This is a genomic window from Mucilaginibacter sp. UYCu711, assembly GCF_050433825.1.
GTDB lineage: Bacteria > Bacteroidota > Bacteroidia > Sphingobacteriales > Sphingobacteriaceae > Mucilaginibacter.
In genome coordinates this window covers 180,303-206,584 of sequence record NZ_JBNPWM010000004.1, presented here as the reverse complement: position 1 = coordinate 206,584, position 26,282 = coordinate 180,303, and the positions used below count along the sequence as shown (strand labels likewise).

22 protein-coding genes are annotated in these 26,282 nt (G+C 43.3%); 12 read left to right on the top strand and 10 right to left on the bottom strand.

The genetic code is table 11. The annotated features are described in order from the left end of the window. Positions 1-5 precede the first annotated feature (5 nt). From mreC to rodA, 4 genes are read left to right on the top strand one after another with little or no spacing between them, the layout of a single operon-like run. The gene (mreC, locus tag ABIB50_RS10315) at positions 6-842 is read left to right on the top strand and encodes a rod shape-determining protein MreC (RefSeq protein WP_429379590.1); all 837 of its coding nucleotides are present in this window, start codon (positions 6-8) and stop codon (positions 840-842) included. Then, the gene (mreD, locus tag ABIB50_RS10310; RefSeq protein WP_429379588.1) at positions 835-1,353 is read left to right on the top strand and encodes a rod shape-determining protein MreD; all 519 of its coding nucleotides are present in this window, start codon (positions 835-837) and stop codon (positions 1,351-1,353) included. The genes mreC and mreD overlap by 8 nt, the downstream gene beginning before the upstream one ends. Further along, entirely contained in the window at positions 1,350-3,335 is a 1,986-nt protein-coding gene (gene mrdA, locus ABIB50_RS10305; protein ID WP_429379586.1) for a penicillin-binding protein 2, read from the top strand. Before mreD ends, mrdA begins: the two co-directional genes overlap by 4 nt. Next, a complete protein-coding gene (gene rodA / locus ABIB50_RS10300; protein ID WP_429379584.1) occupies positions 3,325-4,602 on the top strand; it encodes a rod shape-determining protein RodA in 1,278 nt (425 codons plus the stop codon). The genes mrdA and rodA overlap by 11 nt, the downstream gene beginning before the upstream one ends. Before the next feature lie 95 nt (positions 4,603-4,697). Here rodA and ABIB50_RS10295 read toward each other — a convergent pair whose 3' ends face one another. Next, a complete protein-coding gene (locus tag ABIB50_RS10295; protein ID WP_429379582.1) occupies positions 4,698-5,711 on the bottom strand; it encodes a hypothetical protein in 1,014 nt (337 codons plus the stop codon). A gap of 75 nt (positions 5,712-5,786) precedes the next feature. On the opposite strand from ABIB50_RS10295, the gene ABIB50_RS10290 reads away from it, so the two are divergent. Both ABIB50_RS10290 and ABIB50_RS10285 read left to right on the top strand, forming a co-directional pair. After that, complete coding sequence (locus ABIB50_RS10290) at positions 5,787-6,368, top strand: thymidine kinase (protein ID WP_429379581.1); 582 nt, start codon at positions 5,787-5,789, stop codon at positions 6,366-6,368. A gap of 114 nt (positions 6,369-6,482) precedes the next feature. Beyond that, on the top strand, positions 6,483-6,851 hold the full coding sequence (locus ABIB50_RS10285) for a response regulator transcription factor (RefSeq protein ID WP_429379579.1): 369 nt from the start codon (positions 6,483-6,485) through the stop codon (positions 6,849-6,851). Here the strand turns inward: ABIB50_RS10285 and ABIB50_RS10280 are convergent, their stop codons facing one another. The 3 genes from ABIB50_RS10280 to ABIB50_RS10270 all read right to left on the bottom strand — a co-directional run bounded on the left by ABIB50_RS10280 (position 6,852) and on the right by ABIB50_RS10270 (position 9,636). After that, on the bottom strand, positions 6,852-8,990 hold the full coding sequence (locus ABIB50_RS10280; protein ID WP_429379577.1) for a DUF6259 domain-containing protein: 2,139 nt from the start codon (positions 8,988-8,990) through the stop codon (positions 6,852-6,854). It lies immediately after the preceding gene. Positions 8,991-9,172: 182 nt separating this feature from the next. Then, on the bottom strand, positions 9,173-9,496 hold the full coding sequence (locus ABIB50_RS10275; protein ID WP_429379576.1) for a hypothetical protein: 324 nt from the start codon (positions 9,494-9,496) through the stop codon (positions 9,173-9,175). 2 nt (positions 9,497-9,498) lie between these two features. Then, positions 9,499-9,636, bottom strand: a complete 138-nt coding sequence (locus tag ABIB50_RS10270; protein WP_429379574.1) for a hypothetical protein — start codon at positions 9,634-9,636, stop codon at positions 9,499-9,501. A 294-nt stretch (positions 9,637-9,930) separates the two neighbouring features. Here ABIB50_RS10270 and ABIB50_RS10265 point away from each other — a divergent pair, with 294 nt between their 5' ends. After that, complete coding sequence (locus ABIB50_RS10265) at positions 9,931-10,125, top strand: cold-shock protein (RefSeq protein WP_429379573.1); 195 nt, start codon at positions 9,931-9,933, stop codon at positions 10,123-10,125. Positions 10,126-10,196: 71 nt separating this feature from the next. On the opposite strand, the gene ABIB50_RS10260 is transcribed toward ABIB50_RS10265, so the two are convergent. After that, on the bottom strand, positions 10,197-10,556 hold the full coding sequence (locus tag ABIB50_RS10260) for a hypothetical protein (protein ID WP_429379571.1): 360 nt from the start codon (positions 10,554-10,556) through the stop codon (positions 10,197-10,199). A gap of 158 nt (positions 10,557-10,714) precedes the next feature. Here ABIB50_RS10260 and ABIB50_RS10255 point away from each other — a divergent pair, with 158 nt between their 5' ends. Beyond that, positions 10,715-10,945 (top strand): DUF4287 domain-containing protein, encoded by a 231-nt coding sequence (locus ABIB50_RS10255; protein ID WP_429379569.1) that lies wholly within the window; start codon positions 10,715-10,717, stop codon positions 10,943-10,945. Positions 10,946-10,962: 17 nt separating this feature from the next. Here the strand turns inward: ABIB50_RS10255 and ABIB50_RS10250 are convergent, their stop codons facing one another. The 3 genes from ABIB50_RS10250 to ABIB50_RS10240 form a co-directional block, all read right to left on the bottom strand. Beyond that, positions 10,963-12,531 carry a CotH kinase family protein gene (locus tag ABIB50_RS10250; protein ID WP_429379567.1) on the bottom strand — a complete coding sequence of 523 codons (1,569 nt, stop codon included), beginning with the start codon at positions 12,529-12,531 and terminating at the stop codon, positions 10,963-10,965. Between the two features lie 130 nt (positions 12,532-12,661). After that, positions 12,662-13,249, bottom strand: coding sequence for a helix-turn-helix domain-containing protein (locus ABIB50_RS10245; RefSeq protein ID WP_429379565.1), 588 nt, complete (start codon positions 13,247-13,249; stop codon positions 12,662-12,664). Between the two features lie 6 nt (positions 13,250-13,255). Further along, positions 13,256-15,457 (bottom strand): glycoside hydrolase family 3 C-terminal domain-containing protein, encoded by a 2,202-nt coding sequence (locus ABIB50_RS10240; protein ID WP_429379563.1) that lies wholly within the window; start codon positions 15,455-15,457, stop codon positions 13,256-13,258. A 266-nt stretch (positions 15,458-15,723) separates the two neighbouring features. Here ABIB50_RS10240 and ABIB50_RS10235 point away from each other — a divergent pair, with 266 nt between their 5' ends. The 4 genes from ABIB50_RS10235 (at position 15,724) to ABIB50_RS10220 (ending at position 23,857) form a co-directional block, all read left to right on the top strand. Further along, entirely contained in the window at positions 15,724-18,723 is a 3,000-nt protein-coding gene (locus tag ABIB50_RS10235) for a glycosyl hydrolase (RefSeq protein WP_429379561.1), read from the top strand. A gap of 11 nt (positions 18,724-18,734) precedes the next feature. Further along, positions 18,735-20,174 (top strand): arabinose isomerase, encoded by a 1,440-nt coding sequence (locus tag ABIB50_RS10230; RefSeq protein WP_429379559.1) that lies wholly within the window; start codon positions 18,735-18,737, stop codon positions 20,172-20,174. A 321-nt stretch (positions 20,175-20,495) separates the two neighbouring features. Continuing rightward, positions 20,496-22,094 carry a CotH kinase family protein gene (locus tag ABIB50_RS10225; RefSeq protein WP_429379557.1) on the top strand — a complete coding sequence of 533 codons (1,599 nt, stop codon included), beginning with the start codon at positions 20,496-20,498 and terminating at the stop codon, positions 22,092-22,094. A gap of 104 nt (positions 22,095-22,198) precedes the next feature. Continuing rightward, entirely contained in the window at positions 22,199-23,857 is a 1,659-nt protein-coding gene (locus tag ABIB50_RS10220) for a glycoside hydrolase (protein ID WP_429379555.1), read from the top strand. A gap of 3 nt (positions 23,858-23,860) precedes the next feature. On the opposite strand, the gene ABIB50_RS10215 is transcribed toward ABIB50_RS10220, so the two are convergent. Continuing rightward, positions 23,861-24,211: a DUF1801 domain-containing protein gene (locus tag ABIB50_RS10215; protein ID WP_429379554.1), complete on the bottom strand. Its 351-nt coding sequence runs from the start codon at positions 24,209-24,211 to the stop codon at positions 23,861-23,863. 281 nt (positions 24,212-24,492) lie between these two features. Next, entirely contained in the window at positions 24,493-26,277 is a 1,785-nt protein-coding gene (locus ABIB50_RS10210) for a RagB/SusD family nutrient uptake outer membrane protein (RefSeq protein WP_429379552.1), read from the bottom strand. Between the last annotated feature and the right edge of the window lie 5 nt (positions 26,278-26,282).

Below are 26,282 nucleotides of genomic sequence, written 5' to 3'. Positions count from 1 at the left end.
CTACAATGCGTAATTTGTTAATCTTCATCAGCAAGTACAACGCGTTTTTTCTGTTCATTATATTTGAGGTTAGTGCGCTGGTTATTTATATCAAATACAACTCTTTCCAAAAAGCTACTTTCATTAACAGCACCAACCAGGTTACCGGCAATTTATACGCAAAGGTAGACCAGTTAAAAAGCTACATTTCTTTACGCGAAGTAAATGATAGCTTATCCCTGGAGAATGCCCGGCTGCGTAACCAGCTTAAAACATCATTTTATATAGATTCTGCTGCTCACCATAAAGTGGTTGATACCATTTACAAGCAACAATATGAATATATTGATGCCGCGGTAATAAACAACTCTACCAATCATCGTAATAATTACCTTACCATAAACAAGGGCAGCAGTGCAGGCATTGTAAAAGGAATGGGGGTTATCTGTGCGCAGGGTGTTGTAGGAAAAGTGGTTTTTGTAGGCGAACACCTATCGGTGGTACAATCATTACTGCATAAAGAAACTATCATAAGCGCCGCGCTTGCCGGCACTAAAGACCTGGGTTCATTTATCTGGGGCGATAATCTTGATCCCCGCGTAGGGCTATTGTACAACGTATCAAATAATGCTACACCAAAGCTTGGCGAATTGGTGGTAACGTCTGATCTGTCGTTATTTCCGGCGGGCATACCTATCGGCAAGATCACCAACCTTCATTCAAAATCAGCCAAAGGGGCATTCTTAAACATGGATGTAAATATAGCTGTTGATTTTAGTAAGCTGCAATATGTTTACGTAGTAAATAACAAGTTGGCACAAGAGCAATTGGGATTGGAGGCTCAGCAGAAAAAAGATGAGTAGGGCCATAATAATTAACATACTGCGGTTTATTGTACTGGTTTTTATACAGGTGTTTTTATTAAAAAACATCACGCTTTATAACCTTTCTACACCTTACCTGTATATTCTTTTTATCCTGTTGCTGCCGTTTGAAACACCAAACCTTGTGCTGTTTATATTAGCATTTATATTAGGTTTGACGATTGACGCTTTTTACGATACGCCGGGCCTGCATACTACCGCATGTGTATTATTAGCATTTGTGCGTATCCTATTCATCAGCATAACCGTACAAAAGGAAGGTTTTGATAATGAGCCAGAACCTACGCTTAGTATTATGGGTTTCAGATGGTTTTTTACTTATGCGCTTATCCTCACAGTTTTTCATCATTTCTTCCTGTTCAACATGGAAGTTTTTCGTTTCTCTGAGATCCAATATACGCTTGGCCGCGTTTTACTAAGCTCATTATTTACTGTATTTTTGATATTGGTTTCGGGGTTGTTATTCTTTAAAAGTAAAGAACGTAAATGAATCAATTTTTTGAGCGGCGATATGTAATTGGGGGCATATTTATTACTATAATTCTCATACTTCTTGCACGCTTATTTTATATCCAGATAATTGATGATAAATACGCGCTGTATGCCAATAAAAACGTAATCCGCCCAATTATTCAATACCCGGCCCGCGGGCCAATATTAGACCGTAATGGAAAAGTACTGGTAACCAACGACTTGGTATACGACATCACCGTTGTCCCTAAAGAAGTTAAACCTTTTGATACCCTTGAGTTTTGCAAGCTTATAGGTATAGATAAACCCGAGTTTGATAAGCGTTTTGCAAAGGCCATCAAATATTCGCCAAACCTGTCTTCGCCTTTCGAGAAACAATTATCACCCCAATTAACAGCATCGTTACAGGAACGGTTATCAGAGTTCCAGGGATTTTCTGTACAGCCCCACCCTATCCGCACTTACCCCGATTCGGTTGCAGCACAGTTTTTGGGCTACATCGGCGAAGCATCAACTGATAAAATTGCAAAGTCCGGCGGTTATTATCGTTTGGGTGATTATATCGGCATATCCGGTGTCGAAAAAGCTTATGAGGATGTGTTACGCGGCCAGCGCGGCGTGCAAAACATGATGGTAGATTCCAGGGGCGTGCAAAAAGGATCGTACGCGAACGGCGTCTACGATACCTTGGCGGTACCCGGCGAGCGCTTAACCTCATCATTAGACTTAAGGCTGCAAAAGCTTGGCGAAAAGTTAATGAAAAACAAGGTAGGCAGCATTGTAGCTATTGAGCCATCGACCGGCGAAATCCTGGCCTTTGTAAGTAGTCCCGGTTATGATCCTAACTTAATGGTTGGTAAGCGTGGTACTAATTACACTATGTTGAATGATAATCCTTACAAACCTTTTTTGATACGGCCCATCCAGGCAAATTACCATCCGGGGTCGTCATTTAAGCCACTAAGCGCTCTTATTGCGATGCAGGAAGGCGTTATCACGCCGCAAACTACCTACAATTGCCCCGGGTATTATACGGCTGGTAATCGCCGTATAAAATGTTTTAATGGTGAACGGCATGGATTGGTTACCCTAAGCAGCGCTATAGCCGAATCATGCAATGGTTACTTTGATATGGTTTTTGAAAAACTGATCAACCAAAAAGGACCAAAGCAAACCGACACCAGCTTTACCATTTGGCGAAACAACGTGGCCAAATTTGGCTTAGGTTCAAGGCTTAATCTTGATCTGCCGGCTGAAGGGAGCGGGTATTTGCCTAAGGCATCGTATTATGATAAATTATATCGCAAAGGCAGCTGGCGGTCAAGCACCGTTATTTCATTAGGTATCGGGCAGGGCGAATTAGAGGCTACTCCTTTACAGCTGGCTAATATTGAAGCTATTATAGCTAATCGTGGTTTTTATTATAAGCCCCATCTTATCAAATCTATCGGCAGCAAGCAGATCATAAAAAACGAGTATACTGTAAAAAATTATGTAGCGGTAGATGGTCAATACTTTGAATCGGTTATCAACGGCATGCAGAATGTAGTTGATTATGGTACAGCTGCCGGATCAAAAATCCCAGGTATTATAATGTGTGGTAAAACGGGCACTGCAGATAATTCACATGGTAAACCGAATTCGGTGTTTGTTGCATTTGCACCGAGAGAAAATCCGAAAATAGCAATAGCCGTAGTGGTCGAAAATGCTGGACAGGGCGCAACCTGGGCCGCGCCAATTGCCAGTTTTATAGTTGAAAAATATTTGCGCGACAGCATTACCAGCCGTCCATCTGGTATTGAGCCGAATTATTACATGAACGCTAACCTGCTGCCTGAAATTGTTGTTAAAACAACCCCGGCTCAAAAAGCTACAGCCGATAGCATTAAAAAACTAAAAACTGATTCAGCACGTAAAAAAGCACCTGTTAAATCGGCAAACAATAAAAATCAGTCATCGGTTAAATATATGGCAGCCATTAAACCAAAAGATGATGAGTAACCAGCAACGCAGCTTCTTTTTTAATGTAGACTGGCTAATGGTATTTATTTACCTGGCGCTTTGTACAATTGGCGTGCTAAGCATCCACTCGGCGGTATATGATCCTAAAAATCATTCCATACTTGACCTTGATACCAACTACGGCAAACAGTTTGTATTTGTTATTGTAGCTGTTATACTGGGCATCTTTATTTTGTTATTAGAGAGCAGGTTCCTCTCTGCGCTGGCCCCCGCTATTTACAGTATAACTACGGTATTATTGATACTGGTATTGGTAATCGGCCGAAATGTAGGCGGTAACCAGGCCTGGATCTCTTTGCCCGGCGGTTTTAGGCTGCAACCCTCGGAGTTTGCCAAGTTTGCTACCTGCCTGTTGCTTGCCCGTTATTTAAGCGGGGCAAACATCAAAGTGAGCGAGCCCAAATCATTTGCGATAGCTGCTGGCATCATCTTTTTCCCCATGGTACTGATCTTACTGCAGCCGGATGCCGGGTCGACCCTGGTATTTAGCTCGTTATTGTTTGTTTTATACCGCGAGGGCCTGTCGCCTTACTTCCTGATACTGGAGGGTTTATTTATAGCCCTGTTTGTATTAACGCTTAAGCTAAATAACTTACCCCTGGTTATTGGCGGCATAGTTGCGGTTGCTGCAATAGTTATATTTTTGTTTAAACGAAACCGTAAGCTGATGCTTACCATGCTTATTGGCGCCGGTATATTGATAACCTTTGTTTTTAGCGTGCAGTTTCTGTACAACAAAGTATTAAAGCCACACCAAAAAGTACGTATTGATATTGTACTGGGCCTAACCAGCGACCCGCGCGGAAAGGGCTATAATGTTAACCAGTCAAAAATTGCAATTGGGTCGGGCAAGCTGTGGGGCAAGGGATATATGAAAGGCACGCAAACCAAGTATTCGTTTGTGCCGGAGCAAAGCACCGATTATATTTTCTGCACGGTTGGCGAGGAGTTTGGCTTCGCCGGATCAGTTGTGGTGCTGGGATTATACCTGCTGCTGGTATTACGAATAATTTACATTGCCGAGCGACAGCGATCGCCCTTCTCGCGGATCTATGCTTATGGTGTGGGGTCCATTATTTTCTTCCACGTAGTTATCAATATCGGCATGACCATCGGTATTGTACCATCAATAGGTATCCCGCTGCCATTAATAAGCTATGGCGGCTCGTCGCTACTAAGCTTTACCATTATGTTGTTTATCCTGATAAAGCTTGATTCGAACAGGATGGGAATGATTTATGCTTAGCCCCCCAGCCCCCTAAAGGGGGAGTGATATGGCGATATGGTTTACCCGGATCAAATAATTACTAATCTCTGATCACCATTCTCTAATCACCAATATTAACTATACCTTCTCTTCAAAAGCGTAAAAAACTTATCCATGGTTTCCGGCTTGGCGTCCCAGTTATTTTTGGCGATGTAGTTTTTATTGAGAAACCGGTTAGCTTCTTCAAATGTATTAAAGCGGTTCAGTATCTCAATGGCTTCGCTGTAAGCAAGGCTGTAGCCGTTAAACAGGTCCTTAATATATAATAGTTTATCGTTAAGGGTGATGGCTGCTTTCAGGTTAGACACCGGTTGTGCGCCGGCCTGTTCGGTTATATTATTAGCGCTGCCCATTTGCGCTGATATTTTTTGATTGATGGTCATTACGTCATCTTTATCCTTCGCGGGCTCATCCTTTTCAATTGGTGCAACCTCCTTAACCGAAGCTTTAGGTTCATCAACAGCTATTACTTCATCAGCCTCATCCTCTTCTTCCACTGTGGTTTCTTCAATATCTTCGCCCATATCGTCGTCCTCATCAACCACCAATTCATGCCTTATAACTTCGGGTTCGTCCATTATAAAGGTGTAGCCATCTTTTGGGGCTTCGGTTGCCAGGTCGATATGCGGCACCGGCTCATCCGCCGTAGGTGTGTCAGCCAACTCAACTCCGCGTTTTAAATCGCGCTTGGGTTGTTGCACTACCGGCTCAAAAAACTTTTCAATCAGGCTTTTCTTCGGTTCGGTTGCTTTAATAGCCGGCTCCACCGGTTTAGCCGGCGGTTCAATTGCTTTAACGGGCTCAGGGATGGTTACCCTTGTAACAGGTGCAACCTTTTTTATTTCTTCAACTATGTTTTCGGCTTTTGTGTTTACTTTCTGAGCAATCTCTTGTGGTTTTTCGGCTATAACGCGCGATTGCAACTTGCTTAATATTTCGGCATGGTCGGCTAAAAAGTGGGCGTTAGCTACAAATAATTCCAGCTCAAGGTCGTTTAACTTTTGTGGGTTTGATTCCAGGTATTTATACTGCTCATTAAGCTCTTTTATAATCCCGCCTATCCTATTAAATACATCCAGTTGGTTCATTGCAATACTTTAGAAAAATGCTCATCAAAATTAAGCATTAAATTCTGATATTAGACCCTCACAAAAAGTTTACCAATGCAGCTCACCGAAGAGGTTTTTAATAGAAAAAATGAAAGCGGTGGCGGGATAGAGGTTATTTGCGGATCCATGTTTTCTGGTAAGACTGAAGAGTTGATCCGCCGGATAAGCCGGGCCCGTTATGCAAAATTAAGTGTTAAGGTTTTTAAACCTAAACTTGATGTGCGTTATGATGAAACCGACGTGGTATCGCATAACGCTACGGCGCAGGCATCGACCCCGGTAAGCAAATCATCAGAGATCTTATTATTAGCGGGCCATGCACAGGTGATTGGCATTGACGAGGCGCAATTTTTTGACAATAAACTTCCGGATGTCTGCACTACTTTAGCCAACAAAGGCATCAGGGTAATTATAGCAGGCCTGGATATGGATTTTAAAGGCCGTCCCTTTGGCCCTATGCCCACATTGATGGCCATTGCCGAGTCTGTAACAAAAGTACATGCCGTATGCCTTCGCTGCGGTAATCCGGCCCTGTACTCCTACCGTTTGGTACCCAGTAAAGAAAAAGTATTGCTTGGCGAAAAAGACAGCTATGAGCCGCGCTGCCGGATTTGCTATAACAGCAAAACATTTTAACACCCATTTAACTCCTGGTTTACTGTCTTTTTCGTCATAATTATGCCAATTTTGGGTTTGCGGTAAAACAAAAGGCATGCACTTGATTGTTATAGGTATTATTACCTAACTGAAATGGCGAAAAAGATATTAGTAATTGAAGACGACAAAGACATCAGAGAATCTATTGTATATGTTTTGGAAGAGGAAAATTATGAAGTTATCTCTTCAGAAAACGCCAAAATTCTAAAATCTGTAAATGAAATAGCCCCGGATATGATCTTGTTGGATAACTGGCTTACCGAATGGAAAAGCGATGCCAATGGCGAACAGTTAAGCCGTGAGTTGAAAAGTAACACTGCCACCAGCCATATCCCGGTAATTATTATATCGGCAGTAAGCAACATCAAAGAAATTGCCAAAAACGGTTTGGCCGACGCATTTTTACGCAAACCTTTCGATTTGACAGAACTTACAGAACTCGTAAAAAAACACCTTAAATAACTACTGCTCCATAATAACTACTGCCGACCGCGGCGGGATCTGCACTGTACCACCGGTTGCCACTGCATCCTGTTCCTCTGGCGATGCTACAACTAATTTACCCTGGTTTGGCATGTTTACTTTACTGCTGATTGCCGCACGCATAGGGTTAACTATTATAACCGCACGTTTACCGGTGGTAGTTGTAAATACCGAATATTTTACCGGTCCGCTGGCCGTAACGGTTGCGCCCAGGGTGTCATGAAACTCGGCATCCCATATATAAGCTCTGTAACGTTTGCGCAATGCATCTATTTTTTTGCCGTAATCAAGCGTCATTTTAAAATCGGTGATATGGCCCTTAAAGTTGTAGGGCTCATAGCTGATAATGTAGCGTTCCATCATTATCAGGTTTAGCATTTCGCGGTCGTCAAATCCGTTTACCGCTACAATAAGCGGGGCCTGCGGGTCAAGGTAGCGGCATACCGGGGTTGAACCGCCGTTGATCCTGAAATACGAAGTTGAATAATATTGCATCAGCCAATCCATGTGCCCCTCGCCTGCAAACAGAAAATCAGGGCTTATCTTATCTGCTGCAGCACGCAGTTGCGAAGCCAAAGGCATATCGCCCCCATAAATATAACCGGGCGCGGTATAACCATGATCTGTTGCAAAACTATATTTAACCGGGCCGTGGTGGCAATTCTCATCAAACAGCCAGCCTGAGCCGCCCAGGTCCAACAGTTTCTGAAATTCTTTAGTAATTAAATTGCGATAGGCCGGGCTTGCAAAATCCATAACTCCGCGGCGGCGGGTATTTATGCCGGCCAATTGTGTAGGTGTATAATAGCTATATCCACCATGCTCGTAGGGTATGCCATAAGGGTCGGTAGCATCATATTTATATAGTTCTTTTTTATACCAGTCCTTGCTTTTATCGGCCCAGTTTAGTTTACCAAACATGATCATTTTTACGCCCATTGCCTGTATCCGGGCAATGGAGTTTTTCAATTCCTGTGTTGTGCCCAGCCCCGGGTCGGTGTTTTGGCTTGGGTCGCCGCCATCCTGTCCATCTTCGTTCCAGCCAACCAATTGTATAGCGGTAACGCCGTTGTCAGCACATTCTTTACCATATTGTACAAGGTCTTTATACTTAACCCTATAGTCCTGTTCGGGCGAGCTTATTTGCAATTGGAACCAGGAATGGACATCGTTTATCCAGGCAGGTACATGCGGTTGCTTGAACCAGGTATTGCGCCATTGTTTGTAAATATCCACGCCATTATGCCAATCGCCGTTATAACATTTCATTACCACCGGCACCAGGTTAAAAGTTGTATGCGGATGCGCGAAAATAAAATGACAGGTCCTGAACTCTAAGTTCACTGCATGCCCGTCAATCATATCAACGTTTGGCACGGCCGCGTTTACAGATTGTTCTACACCTGGGTTTTGATTGAAGGTAAACTGCAACAGGTATTGTTGGTAAGGGTCTTTCATCTCCACATACATCCCCTGCCCCGGCGTTTGGATCAGGCAAAAAAGGCTGCGGTGCGAATCGAATGTTTTCATAGCCGTAAACGTGCCCCAATAGCCCTTATCATTACCGAAGTTAGGGTATAACTCCGCCGACTCTAAATTGCCATACCACATGGTTTTAGCCTGCATAGGCGCATTTGCCGACGGGCGGCTAAAATCGCCAAGATATGGGTAGTCAATAGTCTCGACAGTTAATGCCGAGTTATTCTCAAGGGATGCATTAAAGGTAAGCTCGCCTTTATTTAAAGTAACTGTACCGGTAAACTTCATGGGTAAAACACCGCCACGGTCGCTGGTTAGTTTATCCCAGTGGATCCGCACTTCATGCTCTGAGATCTTTTCGACGCGGGCTGGCTGGCCCTGGCCCATTATATAGTTGCTTCTTTGTTTGGGTAGCGGTACCAACATCCTGAAGGATGTGCCCAACTCGGGCCTGCGTTCTATCAGCCAATGGGTTGATTTTCGTTCCATGCGTACCAACGCGCCGGTGCCGGCATCAAAAGCAACTAAAAGTGAGTCGTCCTGGATTATTACCTCTTTATCAAAACGAGGTTTTGCCTTTGCAACAAACGCAACGCATAGCAAGGTTAAAGCTATTGCTAACTGTGATATTGTCTTCATGAAAAAACTTATTTCGGTTTATAGCCCTATGGGTTAGGGTAAAGTTAATGTTTAAGAAATATAGTAGTATCTCTATTATTAACTTTATTTGATGCCTGGTGCGTTTAAACACAATATGCCTTAACACGCAAGGGTGCAAGGCATACTACTAATATTATCAGACGGTGGTATATACTTAAATTTTAAGCACGAGGGCGCTTTGGATTAAAAGCTACAATATAATTTAACTCGCTGACCGCCACATTGCGGTTAGCTGTCTCTTCATTAGTTTTACTGAATGATTGGTTAAGGCGCTCTTTGGTTAAATTAAATACCTGCAATAAAAATTCAGGGATAATTTTGGCTGCTATAGTTGGATAATAATCCTTCTGGATCTTTTTTCTTTCGGTATCGGTTACCATGGTCAGTTCCCATCTGTCTTCGCCTTTAAAACCAAATTCTTTAGCGGTATTATTAAGATCGTACAAATACATACGGGTCTCGCTTTCTATTGATTGCTCTTTCATAATTATTTTGCTTTTTTTCCTATCGACGAATCTGACTGTGACATTGATCCTTTATCAGACTGGTAGCTGGATACCTTTTTGTTGACATTGGCGCTGGGTTCTTTCTTCTTTTCTTTAACTGTTTTTCTGTCTTTGCTCATAACGATATTTTTAGTGGTGACGCCAAAAAAGCCACCCTATTGCAAGAGCAGGTATTTTAAGGATAGTAGTTAGTTGTTTATTATGCTGGTGTAATGTAGTGCAGAGGATAATATTGCCCTACCAGGACTGGGCAATAATTAAACGTATTTGTGTAGTAATTGTTTAAAGGTAGGCATAGTTTATTGAATATCAGCTTACAATTGATTATAAATACCTGTAAATGAATTTAATATAGTAACCGAAGCAGTTATGCCACTATATATGACTACCTTACGCCCCTAATAAAATATATAATGCAAAAAGAAGGAACAGTAAAGTTTTTCAACACCGAAAAAGGTTTTGGATTCATTTCACAAACTGACGACAGAAGCGACGTGTTTGTACACTCAAGCGGACTGATCGATGAGATTCGTGAAAACGACAAAGTATCGTTTGATATTGAAGAAGGCAAAAAAGGCCTTAACGCGGTAAATGTAAAAGTAATTTAAAAAATCACTCCATAACTTAATCGTAAGCACCCCGAGCCATCGGGGTGCTTTTTTTATATCGTAATTATTTATTAGTCTTTATAATGGCCATGTTTAATCATGTCTTTAACGGCTTGTGCTAAAAACACTTTATCCTCTGCATTTAATGCTGTTTGTTTTTCGCCGCCGTTTATCCGGTAGGTAATATTGCCGCTGTTATCGCTTTCGGCTACAAAGGACTGGTCGTCTTTTTTATATTTTACAAAACCATTTGGCGTTATTTTGGCAATAGCGGTGCTATCATAATTAAAATAAGTTCTGCCACCGTATTCAATCCTGGTATTTTCGTGACCGTTATTCTCCGCTATTACTGTATGCCGTTGGTTCATATGGCATCCAAATGCCAGGACAAGTAAGCCGATGGCTACTATTGTTATTTTAAAATTTTCCATGTTATTATGTTTTGCTGTTTGTTAATCCTCAGCAAACATAATGTTTTATATGGTACTATGCAATACATAATACTATATTTATTTTATATTCCGGTTTTATTCACTTGCAGATAAGCGTTCTGTTACCGATGTTTGTTAAATCATCCTAATTTAACACCATGTCATACCAGGCATACTTAGATAACATACAGGCAAAAACAGGCAAAACGCCTAATGATTTTAAACAGTTAGCAGAAGAGAAGGGCTTTACCCAAGGAGGACAACTTAAAGCCACCACCAAAGCAGGCGATATTGTAAGCTGGCTTAAAGCTGATTTTGATTTGGGGCATGGCCACGCCATGGCAATTTACGCGCTGTTAAAAGGCATAAAAAAAGAGGGCGATAAATAGGCCCTCTTGAGTTTCTTTTAATAACTGCTGATGTGCGCGTCTATCCACGCGACACGTTGCGTCATGAAGTCTTTTAGGTAGGCTACTTCTTTATCATAAGTACCTAAATACACCGCGTTGGGATATACGTACTTATCAAGTATTGGCCACCTTTTAAAATTCTCGGCTGCCGATAGTTTAAGGTAAGCAGCGTTTTTATCAATATCAGTAAAAATTTGCTGTACTTCTTTGCTTTTCATAGCCGCCCATTTGGCGCGCCACTTAAAGTTCCAGGTAGGGTCCTGCGCCAGGCGTATCATCCATGATCCGTTACGGGTATACCAGTTCTGCGGGTCCTTTGATACCGAGTAATCACAATTACCCATACTTATATCAAAATCCCATATCGGGCCCATGCCCAATTTGCCGCCACGGTCTTTATAATAATATATACTGCTAAAATCCCACGAGTCCTGGTTCTTTACTATTTCATTAACCGCATACCAGCGCATAAACGAGTCGGCATCAATATATTTTGCATAGCCGTTATCGGGGTCTTTCCAGTTTGATGCGTAAAGTGCATCCTCAGTTGCCTGCATATAGCCTTTAATATAAGCTAACTGATCAGTTGTTATTGTCTCAGGCTCTTTAATAGTAAATGGTAAGTTCCTGGCTGTCGATCTCCAGAAATAATCTGCATCTAACTTATAGTCTAACTCCACAATATAGCCGCCTGTAATTGCTTCCGGCGACGTATCTGTTGCCTTTAATGCATTAATTTTCACTCTATTGTCATTCACTTCGACCACGGTAGTCAGCATATAATTACCCCAATACTGCCCGTTTAAAACAACCTCTACAAACCGGCTGTCGGGTGTATAATCGGCCCCGATGCGCCTGCCCAGTTCAAAGGCAATTTTATTACGCATTAATGTTTTATCATTATAGTTAGCCAGCAATGCCCAGTTTTTAGCTGCAGGCATACCCAACATAGCAGCTTTGCTGTTAAACTTAAGCTTATATGGCTTTTTAGGATAAAGTGTCCAGGTAGAGTTACCGCGGCCTTTTACTTGTAATGGGATATTAGTTACATCCTGCTGATAACCATTATTGGCATCAACCACAACATTACCGTTAATATAAACATCTTTTGATGTTACATCGGCACCCGTGCTGGTGGTAAGATACAGGATAGGCAGGCCGGTAAACTCGCGCAAAATTACCTTATAGGTTTTTGTAACGCCTTTCGGCGACGTTAAAGCATAGGTAACTATCTTAGAAAAATCAGTAACCGTAGTGCCGCTTACCTGTGTAGTGTCGCCAACTTTAACTACTGTTCCGGCAGTTTTCGGCGTAAACGTCAGGGCCAGTTTCCTTAAAGTTAACCTGTCGGGAATGATCGCGGTTATCGAATCGCCGGCTATTGTACAAGCCACATCTGCCGTTATTTTACCGGCATTATTTTTTGCTTCAATTTTAACTGCCGTTAATCCAGCTTCATCAGTTGTAGTACCTGGGGTTCCGCCACCATAGGTGGTGGTAGTTTTTTGACAACCCCATAGGGTTACGGCTATTAACAAAATTAACAGCAAATATCTTCTAATCATTAATCAATAGTTAAACCAATCTACAAAGATAACTATTTAGTTTTCAAGAAGATAATTTATTTTAAACTTAAAAAAAACGAAGAATAAGCAGACTGTGATTTATTTACTCCACCCTTTGTAAGCGCGGTATTTATACAAATATATCCAGGTAAATTACCTCATCGCTCACCGGCATAATGCCATGTTTTTGCAGCGAGCTAAAATACAGGCTATCACCCTGTTTTAAAACGTATTCTATTTCGCCAACGGTCATTTTCATTTCACCTGATACGATAAATACATACTCCTCACCCTCGTGCGACAGGCGGTGTGGCACCACCTCGCCCTTTTTGGCGCTAAACAAAAAGGGCTGCATCTTTTTTCCGTGAAAGCTGGCAGCATACGGGAAAACAGAATAGCCTTTTTCTGTGCGTGTTAAATTGCGCTGCGCCTCGTCCTGCGTGGTAAAAACTGTGCGCGCCCAGCCATCCTGCTCTAACAGGTTAGATATATTGGTGCCTAATGTTTTGGCTATCTTAACCAGTGCCGCTATAGACGGTACAGCTTTGTTGTTCTCTATTTTAGAGATCATGCTCTTTGAAAGATCGCTGCTGTCAGCGATCTCCTGCAATGTACGTTTCTGATTTATGCGCAAACTTTTTATACGGTCGCCTATCTGGATAAAGCTGTCGGTTTCATCCATATTTAACAGCATCGTTGCAATTGCGTTTTCGTCCATTTTAAATTATTTAGCTGCAGTTACCCTAAACTGCGATTTTAACCTGATATCGGCTGATGAGCTGCCTACCAATACATCAATCATTTCGGGCTCCACCCTAAAATCATGGATCTTCTCGTCATAAAAAGCCAGTTTGCTGCCGGGCAATTTTAAGGTTACCTTTTTTGTTTCGCCGGGTTGTAAGCTAACGCGATCAAATCCGCGCAGCTCTTCCGCAGGGCGTTTAAGGCTTGGCGAAACATCATGAATGTATAACTGCACCACTTCGTCGCCGGCAACTTTCCCTGTGTTTTTTACGTCGACAGTTACAGTAAGCAAGCCACCAGCACCAATTTGTTTGGCCGATAATTTTAAATTGCTGTAACTAAAGGTAGTATAGCTTAACCCATGGCCGAACGGGAACAACGGCTTGCCATTAATATACATATAAGTAAAGCCTTTGGTAACGTCATACTCATCCTGCGATGGCACCTGCTCGGCAGAGGCATATACCGTTAACGGCATTTTACCGCCGGGATTAACATTTCCAAAAAGCACATCAGCAATAGCATTACCGCCTTGCTCGCCCGGCCACCAGGCTTCTAAAATAGCCGGCGCGTTTTCTTTAACATAAGGTATGGTAAGCGGCCCGGCATTCATTAACACCACAATAGTACGTGGGTTAACTGCCAATACGGCTTTAACCAGCTCTTCCTGGTTACCCGGTAATTCTAACGAGGTACGGTCGCGGCCCTCTGCTTCAATGTCAAGCGTAGTACCTATGTAAAGGATAGCAACATCGGCTTTTTTAGCGGCGTCAACCGCTTTGGCTAATTCGGCAGCTTTATCAAATGCGGGCTGATTGCGGCGTGGCGGGGTAATCTCGGCTCCTGCCGCATACATAATTTCAGTACCAGGAGCCATCCGGTTCTTAATACCCTGCATTGGGTTTATGGCATCAATTGGTCGGCCACTATAACCACCCGCTGTAAATAGATCAGCATGCGGACCGATAACCGCTATGGTTTTAATTTTGTCTTTATTTAAAGGCAGGATATGGTTTTTATTGGTTAACAATACCATCGACTCCTGCGCGGCTTTTAACGAGAGGGCAACGTGTTCTGCATTACCAATTACACTAACCGGGATCTTGCTATAAGGCACCATTTCCTGCGGATCAAACTCGCCCAGTAAAAAGCGGTCGCGCATTACACGGGCAAGCGATTCGTTTAGTTTAGCCTCGGTCAATAAACCTTTGTTTACCGCTACGGGGATGTATTGCATAAACTCCTTATCAGAGAAATCACAACCGGCGTTAATGGATTGTGCCACGGCTTCTTCATAGCTCATTTTACCTTTTTCGTGCCCGTTTACCATGGTATTTACCCCACCCAGATCTGATACCACAAAGCCTTTAAACCCCCAGCGGTTCTTCAGGATATCTGTAAGCATCATATGATTAATATTGTTGGGCACGCCGTTGATAGCATTATAAGATGCCATGATTGATTGCGCGCCACCTTCAACTATACAATCTTTAAAATGCGGCAGCCAAAACTCGTGCAGCATCCGCTCGCTTACTGTTGCCGACCGGCTGGTACGATTAGTTTCTACGTTATTAACCGCATAATGTTTTAAGGTTGATACCAGTTTCAAATATTTAGGATCATTACCCTGCAAACCTGTAACGTGTGCCACACCAATGCGCCCGGTAAGGAACGGATCTTCGCCAAAACACTCGTTAATCCGTCCCCAATATGGGTTACGGCTGATATTGATAACCGGGGTGCGATAGATCAGGCCTTTCTTTTCGCCTTTAAAATCAGGGTCCTGGTGCCAGCCATTATAAATGGCACGCGCCTCGTCAGATATCGCGGTAGCTTCTTTATATACCAATTTTGTATCCCAGGTTGCAGCCATGGCTATTGACACCGGGAACATAGTAGTAGGCCGGGTCCAGACAACGCCGTGCAGCGCCTGGTTCCATCTATCAGACTTAATACCAAACCGCGGGATCTCGGGCCCGACATGGTTTAAGTATTGGGCCTTTTCTTCCAGCGTCATACGCGATATCAGGTCTTTCACCCTTGCATCAACCGGCTTGGTATAGTCAAGATATAAAGGTTTATCGGCCGTTTGTGCCATTAAGGTATTACCGGCAGCTACGCCCATAAGGCTAATTAATAACGTGGCTTTAAGCACGCTACAAGCATGAAACATAATTCTCATTTGATTTAATTAGGGTAAAGGGATAATTGGGTCAGCGAAAACAAAGTTTATACTCATTCAACACTGTTGAACAAATATATAGAAATCTAAATCGCAACAAAATAATTGACCAGTTTTATTTATCCACGTATGTGGCTAACGCCTTAATATGAGCGGAGCAACCAATACAGACAGTACAGGATGATATTATAGTAGCTTTTTATTTATGTTTACAGTAACCAATTGTAACAGCCCATCCGGCATAGCCGGGGGTAATATCTTTCTGTATGAACAGACGCTTTTTATTAACCTGTACTATTGTTGCTGCCTGCCTGTCATGCTATGGCCAGGCAACAACTAACCCTACAATAAACACGCTGAAAGCGGGGTTCATAACTCCGCCTAATACCGCTAAGCCGGGCGTTTACTGGTATTTTATGGATGGCAACATGACCAAAGCCTCCATCACTGCCGACCTGGAGTCGATGAAAAAAGCGGGTATTGGTAATTTGGTGTTTTTGGAGGTGAATGTTGGTGTACCGCGCGGCCCGGTTGACTTTTTAAGCCCGCAATGGCAGGACCTGTTTAAACATGCCGTGCGCGAAAGCGAACGTTTAAATATTGAAATAACTTTGGGCATTGGCCCGGGCTGGACAGGCAGCGGTGGCCCTTGGGTAAAACCCGAACAATCAATGCAACACCTGGTATCGGCAGCAATAAAAGTTTCAGGCGGCGAAAGCAACATCAAACTGCCCAAACCACTACCTAAAAAGCCTTACTTTGGCGACGGCGCCTTCACTCCCGAACTAAAAAAAGAATGGAGCGACTTTTATGAGGACGTAGCCATATTGGCTTACCCAACACCATTAGCCGAAGAAAAAATAAAAGACATTGATGAAAAGGCGCTGTACTATCGTGCGCCCTATTCATCGGCACCTAACGTTAAGCAATATTTGCCTGCGGCGATTGATTATCCCGCTGCAAATCCGCAAACTGCTATCCCCAAAAATAAAATAGCCGACCTGACAAAATACCTGCAAAAGGACGGCACCTTAAACTGGACCGCCCCCGCCGGCAACTGGACGATTGTACGTTTTGGCCGCCGTAACAATGGCGCCATTACCCGCCCCGCCCCCGTACCCGGTCTTGGTTTCGAGGCTGATAAGTTTGATACCGTTGCTTTGTACGATCACCTGGATAATTATGTAGGCAAACTGCTGCGCAAAACAGGCAAGCCAAATGCTAAACTGGGTGGCGGCTTAAAACGCCTGCACATGGATAGCTGGGAAATGGGCGCGCAAAACTGGACGCCGCATTTCCGTGCCGAGTTTATTAAGCGCCGCGGGTACGACCCGCTACCCTATTACCCGGTTTACGCCGGCAGTATTGTAGAAAGCCCCGAGATAAGCGAACGCTTTTTATGGGATCTGCGCCAAACATCGCAAGAGTTGATATTGGAATACCATGCGCTCGCCGTAAAAAAATACGCGCATAAAAACGGGATGACCTTATCCATCGAGCCCTATGACATGAACCCAACCGCCGACCTGGAGCTGGGTGCCATTGCAGATGTGCCCATGAGCGAGTTTTGGAGCAAAGGCTATGGCTTTAACTCGTCGTTCAGCACGGTCGAGGCTACTTCGATAGCGCATGTTAACGGCCGGTCATTGACACCTGCCGAAGCATTCACCGCGCACGGCGAGGACTGGAAGCAACACCCCGGCTCTATGAAAAACCAGGGCGATTGGGCTTTTGCAGCTGGGGTAAACAGGTTTGTATATCATACGTTCCAAAACCAGTTCCTGAACGACACCTTACGCCCCGGCGCTACCATGGGGCCATACGGCGTGCATTGGGATCGTAACCAAACCTGGTGGCCAATGGTGGGCAGCTATCACCAATACATTACCCGGTGCAGCTATATTTTACAGCAGGGGAATACAGTTGCTGATATTTTATATTTAAATCCGGAAGGATCGCCGCATGTTTTCCGCCCGCCATTTTCGGCATTAACGGGTAATGATACCATCCCCGACAGGAAAGGCTATAATTTTGACGGATGTGCGCCAGGCCAATTATATAAAGCCAGCGTAGTTAACAGGAATATTGTATTCCCGGGCGGCGCGAGCTATAAGCTATTGGTATTGCCCGCTGTACCGACTATGACACCTGCTTTGCTCCAAAAGATAGCGGCGCTGGTTAAGGCCGGTGCCACGGTTTATGGCTCGCCGCCAGGCAAATCGCCAAGTTTGGCAGGCTACCCGGCTGTCGACAGCAAGATCGCATCGTTGGTTGAAACAGTTTGGGGATCGAGCCCGGATGGTGGACAAAAAGCGCAGGCCTATGGTAAAGGCAAGGTTATATGGAGAGGTATTGGTGACCGATTAGATAACCTTTACCCTGTTTATGATGTTACGGCCAATATTTTAAAAGACATGAAGGTCGATGAAGATTTTTCTTCAGATGGACCAATTCGTTATACCCATCGCGCCAGCCCGAATTGGGACGCTTACTTTATCGCCAACAAAACCGGCGAAACCATTACGGCTAATGCCACCTTCCGCAGCACCAAAGGCACGCCACAGCTTTGGGACCCACTGACGGGAAAAGTGACCGTACTGACTGAGTTTAAAAAGCAGGGCGCACAAACCACTATCCCGGTACAACTGGCAGCTTACCAAAGCTACTTTGTGATATTTGCTAAAGACGCTACCCCGGCTATCGCGGCAGCAAAAAAGAAAAACTTTACCACACCCGTTACCCTAACTACTTTGAATGGACCCTGGAATGTATCGTTCGACCCCAAATGGGGCGGACCAACAAATATTGTTTTTGATGACTTGCAGGATTGGACCTTACGACCCGAAGAAGGTATTAAATATTACTCGGGTTTAGCCACTTATACCAAGCAGTTTGATATGCCGGCTACAACAGGTAAACTTTTCATTGACCTGGGCCAAATTAAAAACCTTGCCCGGGTAAAACTCAATGGCAAAGATCTGGGCGTAGTATGGACTGCGCCCTGGCGGGTAGAGATACCGGCAGGCTTACTCCAAAAGCAAAACAAGCTGGAGATTGAAGTAGCCAACCTTTGGCCCAACCGCTTAATTGGCGACTCGTCAATCCCCGATGATGGACCACGAAATGGCAAATGGCCCGAGTGGTTGCTGAAAGGTCAGCCCCGCAAAAGTAAACGTTACACTTTTACATCGTTCAACCCATATAATAAAAACGCAACACTGCTAAGCTCGGGCCTGATGGGTCCGGTAACCGTGCAAAAAAATTGAGATTCTAAAAAATGACAACAGCAACAAAATCCACGCAACTACGAATCGGCCTCTTTGGAATTGGCCTGAATACTTATTGGGATCAGTTTGAAGGACTGGAAAAAAAGTTAGCTTCTTATATAGCTATTGTAGGTGATAATTTGGGTAATTATGGTGCTGATGTGGTTAATTTAGGGCTAATAGATGATACAAAAAAGGCATTCGAGGCGGGCAGCCGGTTCAGGCGCGAGGATGTTGATTTAATATTTTTATACGTCACTACCTACGCCCTATCGGCAACAGTATTGGCGGTTGTAAAAAAGGCCAAAGTACCGGTTATAGTCCTAAACCTTAGCCCGGAGGCGGCTATTGATTACGCCACCTTTAACCAACTAAACAACCGTACCAAAATGACCGGCGAATGGCTGGCCAGCTGTTCGGCATGTTCGGTGCCAGAGATAGCTAACGTTTTTAAGCGGTCTAACATCCCCTTCCATCAAATTACAGGCATGCTGCATAACGACCCCCACGTTTGGCGCGAGGTTGAAGAATGGATAGCGGCCGCTAAAGTTGCGCATACAATGTATAACAACACCCTTGGTGTAATGGGCAATTATTATGGCGGGATGCTTGATATCTACAGCAATCTTACCCTGCAATGCGCTACATTTGGCGGGCATATTGAAATTATTGAGGTTGATGAATTGTCGGGCTTGCGCGACGGCGTATCGGCAGCCGATATTGAAGAAAAGCTTCAGGTATTTAATACCTGGTTTGAAGTGCAGCCCGATTGTTCGGCAGAAGAATTGAAACGCGCCGCGGTTACAGCCGTAGCTTTGGATAAGCTGGTGGCTAAATATAATTTAGGCTCGATGGCATATTACCATAAAGGCACAGGTAATGTAAATGCCGATACGATGAGTTCGGTGATACTGGGCACTTCATTACTAACCGGGCATAATATACCTGTAGCCGGCGAGTATGAAATAAAAAACGCCCAGGCTATGAAGATCATGGATAGTTTTGGCGCAGGCGGCTCATTCACTGAATACTACGCCATGGATTTTAATGATGATGTGGTATTGATGGGACATGACGGCCCCTGCCACCCCGCCATCGCCGAAGGCAAAATCAAAGTTAAGCCTTTGCAAGTTTACCATGGCAAAGTGGGCAGCGGCTTATCTGTAGAGATGTCGGTAAAGCATGGCCCTGTTACGCTGTTATCCGTTGTTGAAACTGTCGACGGGAAGATCATGCTGCTGGTGGCCGAAGCAGAATCAGTCGCCGGGCCGATATTGGAAATTGGCAATACCAATAGCCGATATAAGTTCGCTATTGGAGCGCGCAGCTTTGTTGAAGCCTGGAACGCGCATGGCCCGGCGCACCATTGCGCAATTGGGAAAGGACATATCGCTTCCAAAATAGAGAAGTTAAGCAAGTTGCTTGAGGTAGAATTTGTTAAGGTTTGCTGACGAATACGTCAGAATCTGTATAAATTCTGATTTTTTTTCCTATCGAAAATTCTCTATATCAGTTTCATTTTTATATTTGCACTACCAAACCAAAGCAATTTTTATAACCTAATTATAAAAACGACTTGATTATACAGGCTGCCAATCAGTTATGTTGGTGGCATTAGCTTTAAAGAGACCCTGGTGGTCGTCTTTATTCCGGCGAAAGTTGCCTGTTTTTAGGCAATAAAAAACTTTACCATCGATAAAAAATCCCCGTTTATCGAGAAATATTTTCCTTTGTTTCCCCTGTATTTTGTACCTAACCTAATTTACCTATTCATGAAAAAATATTACTTATTTTATGGGCTATTGCTAACGTTATTGCTGGCTGCTTGTAAGAAAAGCGATAAATTTAACACTGATTATACCATAGATCCCAATACAGGAGTAAGGGGCGGCAATGGATCTGATCCTTCTATATCAACGTTTCCGCCCAAGCTAAAAAACTTCAAAATAAACGGCGTAAGTTGCGCGTTTGACAGCACAAGTAATTCTTATTATTACCCTGTTGCTTCAGGTACATCAATAGCGGGATTAGCTATTAGTTTCGACACCGTTTCTACCAAATACCTCTTGATGGACAATGTTCAGGCAAAAACCGGATCGACCATAGATTATACGCTTACTACTAACGAGACTGTTGCCATTAAAGCAATGGGCATTTTCAATACATCCACCGATTATAAATTAATTATAACCGGGCTGCCAGTAGTTATCTTAAAGACTACCGCATTTACTATTGGCGATGACAAGGTACCGGCCTCATTAAAGCTTATTAATCCCAATTACCAGACGCAAAGCAGCAAAGCAGAAATAGCCACAAATATTAAGATCTCTTTAAGAGGTGCTACCGCACGTAATTTACCTAAAAAATCATATTCGGTAAAGCTGGTTGATGATGCAGGGGCCGACACTAATATTCCATTATTAGGTTTACGAAACGATGATGGCTGGATATTGGATGCCATGTATATTGATCCGTCGCGTATGCGTAACAGGTTGTGTACGGATATATGGAACAGTTTTAATAATGTACCCTATATTGAGGATGAACCAGATGCTCTTAACGGCACGCGGGGGTACTTAACCGAGGTGTTTTTTAATGATCAATACCAGGGCGTTTATTGTCTTACCGAAAGGCTTGACCGCAAGCAATTAAAAGTAAAAAAGCAATATGGCAATATGTATAAGGCCGACAACTGGAGCGATGAGGTAAATTTTTCGGCTATAACTAACCCGTTTAGCAATGACTATGCTGATTGGGGAGGAGGCTGGCAATTTGCATATCCTGAAATTGGCGACACGCCTGCACCCGACTGGAAGTATTTATATAATATCGTAAACTTTGTTACTTCAGCCAGCGATAAAGCGTTTAGCAGCGATATTAAAAACAAGGTAGATATTAATAATTTGGTTGATTATTTTATTTTCATGAATGTATTGGAAGCTAAGGACAATCAGGCAAAAAATACTTTCTTCAGTTTTTATGATTATCGTACCGCGGGTAGCTTCTTTTATTCTGTATGGGACCTTGATGGTACAATGGGGCGTGATTATGATGGCACACCTTTATCCCATGAAATATTAGGAGCCGGAAGCAATCATCTTTACCAGCGGCTACTTAGCTTAAATCCGGCAAACTTTAAAGAACTGCTAAAATCAAGATGGGACAATCTTAAAAATAATCAATTAAGCAAAAGTGTGGTGGCCAACCGGATAGAGGCTTATAGAAAAGCTATGGTGAGTACCGGTGCTTTTTCGCGCGAGCGGGCAATATGGCTTGTTGTTGAACCCGACCTAAACGCAGAAGCAACCTATATGACAAATTGGTATAGCGCTCAATATGATCTGTTTAATACCTATATTAATAACCTATAGTTAAGGTAGGCCTGAGCATTATAGACCGCCGCAAAGGTTATGACGGTTATTAAGAAATTGATAACCTAACGTTTGTATATTGCGTTAGCCAATTTTACAACGATATGCCATTAAAATTACCTAACTACAAGTTATTGTTTTTATTAGCGTGCATTATAACCATTGCTGTCAATAACGCACAGGCTCAGGATATTTACGCCGCCTACCGTCAAGGCTGGCTTAAAAAAGCCGAAGAATTTAAACCTGTATTACAGGAAACTATAAAAAAACCAGTAGGTATTGTAAAGATAACAAAGGATACAGCTGCATTCCAGGGATGGAAGGCCATAAACTCCGGCGGGATAGCGCAGCTATACAACTCATCATTTAACAAAAAAAATAGCGGCATAGTGGTTGACTTTGGCGAACACCTGACCGGGTACTGCACTTTCACCCTTAAAACCCTAAGGGGCGATATGGATGCCCCTCTTAGGCTAAAACTGACTTTTGGCGAGGTTCCCTCAGAACTGGCTACTCCGTTTGACCCCTACCCCGGCAGCTTAAGCCGTGCCTGGTTACAGGACGAAACAGTAACTGTTACTGTTTTGCCTGCAACTATAACCATACCACGCCGGGTGGCTTTCAGGTACGTTAAAATAGAATGGTTAGGGGCGTCCTCAAGCTTTGATTTTGGGTTTGCTGATATCCGGTTTAACGCCACTACCTCGGTTACAGTTACGCCGCCGCCGTTGGCAGCTACCACACCAGCTATTATAAAAGACATTGACCGCGTAGGCCTCATCACACTTAAAGAATGCATGCAAACCGTGTATGAGGACGGGCCAAAACGCGACCAGCGGTTATGGATAGGTGATACGTATTTAGAGGCCCTGGCTAACGTTTACTCGTTTAAAAACAATGATCTTACTAAACGTTGTTTGTATATGCTGGCCGGCCTGGCTAATGACGATGGCATACTTAACGCCAACGCGTTTGAGCTGCCCCAACCTCATGCGCAAAAAAGCCGCTTATTTGATTATTGCTTTTTGTATAACGTAGCGCTTAAAGATTACGTTGAAGCCACCGGCGATAAACAAACCGGCCTTGACCTTTGGCCGGTTGCCAAAAAGCAGTTGGACATTGCCACAAAATATACCGGCGAAGAAGGTATGATGGACTATCAAAAAGCCCAAAAAGAATGGTGGGTATTTTTTGACTGGAAAGACGGACTTGACAAACAAGCCCCGGTACAAGGCATCACAATTTATACTTTAAATCAAACTTATGCATTGGCTAAGTTATTAGGCAAGCAAAATGATATAGCCTGGGTGCCTGCACTTGCCAAAAAATTAAAAGACGCAGCACATAAAAACCTATATGATAAAGCGTCGGGGCTATTTGTGAGCGGGGTAAACAAGCAGGTATCTTATGGCGGGCAGGCATGGATGGTGCTAAGCGGCGTAGCATCAAAAGCCGAAGCACAAAAGGCTTTAAAAGCGCTGCCGTCAGTTAGTAATGCTGTACATCCCGGTGCGCCTTATATGTTTCACTATTATGTAGCCGCATTAATTGAAAGCGGCTTAAAGGCTGAAGCGAAAGAAGCGTTAACAAATTATTGGGGTGGCATGATCAAAAAAGGTGCGGATACCTTCTGGGAGGTTTATGACCCTACAGACGAATTAAAATCGCCTTATAAGTTCTTCCCGGTAAACAGTTATTGCCATGCGTGGAGCTGTACGCCGGTATATTTTATCAGGAAATACCCCGAGATATTTCAGCGGTAAAAATCATTCTGCCTTGTCTATCAGTTCTAAATAATAATTAAGCTTATCCAGGATAATATCGATAGGGATATCTGCATTAGGGTCTATACGCATAGATTCATATTTGTCTTTTGGTTTTACATTAGGGATAACTTCCTGCAGGCTTTTATCCCAACAAAAACCAACCATTAGTTTTTTCCCATTCAACCATAAATAACCCAGTTTTTTTCCCTTGTAAGTAAAAAAAGGTATCTGGAATTTACGTTCATGGCAAATACGGGCATTAGTGCGTAGTATAATGTCCTTTAAGGCTAACAGGCAGCTTTGATATGGCTCTGGTTTCGACGCATAATAAGCTTCTAGGGTGGGTATCATAATTAGTTCGTATAGAAATTAAAGATAATTATTTTGCCGGATGCAATATTAGATCGATTTGAAAAATAGAATAAAAAGTTGTGATAAATTTACGGCCTATGCCCTGGTTGATGGTTACCACCTGAGTTTGTTTTTAGAAAAGTTGAAGGATTTGATGAATGAATAACCCTGGTTGAATAAAGCTGAATATCATCCAGAGAAGTGGTGCTCTCAATTTAGTAAAAACCGAAAACCCCTTTACAAAATTGCAAAGGGGTTTTCAGTTTTTAAAACAGCTGTATTTAGTTCCAGCCCGGGTTTTGTGGTTTTAAGTTAGGATTACGTTGAATATCAGCCAAAGGAATTGGGTAATAGTAGTTTTTGTCAGCCCATTTCCTTGGGATCTCGTTCATCCAAAGTAATTCGCCTGATGTGCCATTTCTCAATAATTGCGAATTGGTGGCAGAACCTATTTTTGCCGAAACATCAACATAAGTTACACCGGCTACTGCAGGTGTTGGACGTGTGCCCTGATAGAAAGCTACATCCAGTATGCCGTCTTCATTCAGATCCATTGGTGTGTTTAATGCCGGAACATAGAAACCATTCCACTCTTGCTCCATTAATGGTCCTCTTTTCCATCTTAACAGATCAGCGAAACGAAGCCCTTCTAAACTTAATTCAATACCGCGCTCTCTGCGTATTTCCAGTATAGTTGGATCAGTAATCCCCGGGAAATAATTTGTCATCAAATATGGATCTGCAACGGTTGGTTTTGTAGCCAGGCCACCGGTGATGCCGGCTCTTGATCTTAACACACCAATAGTAGCAGCCCATTCTGCGTCGGTTAAAGTTCCCAATTCGGCTTTTGCCTCAGCATAGTTTAACAATACCTCAGCATAGCGGAACAAAGAAACCGCATTGGTATTCAAGGCACCGTTATCATAATAAGTATCGTCAAGTGTCCATTTAATTGGCTGATAACCGGTAAAGGTGTATGAAAACACCGGAGGGGCCGGAACCTGCACCCCGTTGGTAATACGTTTGTAATCGCCCATACGGATGGTTTGTTTTAACCTCAGGTCACGATTTTTCACCTCATCTTTGAATAACATGGTCTTATAGGCCGGATCATTGGTGAATGGCGTACCATCAATTTTTAAGTAAGTGTTGATGAAGGTACGGGTAAAGCTTGCTTTGGCACCGTAGGTACCGCTGGTCCACCACCAGTTAGCTTCGTTTAATACAGCCAGGTTAATATCGGCAACAGCAGATTGCAATACCTCGTCGGTCACCGGGGCATTACTGGTAAACACCTGGCGATAAGATACACCTGCACCACCGGTAGTGTTGATTTTGTAACCACCGTTTTTCATGATCAGGTCTGAAGTTGATACGGTTTCATTTAACCATTTGTCGGCAGTACCAGTTAAATTAAGCTCGGTATGGTATTTTCTGAAAGTACCCTCAAACAAACAAACTCTTGATTTGAAAGCATAGGCAACCCATTTGGTAACTGTGGTGCGGCTTGCATCATTACCAGCCGGTAAATTAGCGCAGGCATAGTCCAGATCGGCCAATACCGAGTCCATTACTAACGTTCTGTTATCGCGACCTGCATTAAGTGTTGCGGCGTCATCATAGTCAATTGGTTTATTGATCCATGGTACGTCGCCAAAGCGTTTTACTTTATCCATATAAAAGTATGCTCTGAAATAGCGGGCCAAACCAAGGTAAGCCCTACGTGTCGCAGCGGGTACATCCGGATCAACACAGTTTTGTATGAAGTAGTTAATATTTCTCAAATCCGACCAGTCCCAGCCTGAGCTGTTAGTTGGGCTAAACGCACCATCACGGATAAAATCAGGCACAGACTTCACAGCCAGGTAATCTGACATGGCATCCTGCGAGGTAGAGTTTTTTGGAAGAAAACCCATGTTGTAAAACGAGTTTGTATACAACTTCAATCCGTTTTCAGTACCAAATACAGCTTTTTTTGTAGGTGTGGCTTGTGGTTCCTGGTCTAATTTTTTGCAGGCTGCAAAACTAAGGCAGCCCAGCAAAATTAATATATAGTGTTTTTTCATTTTGA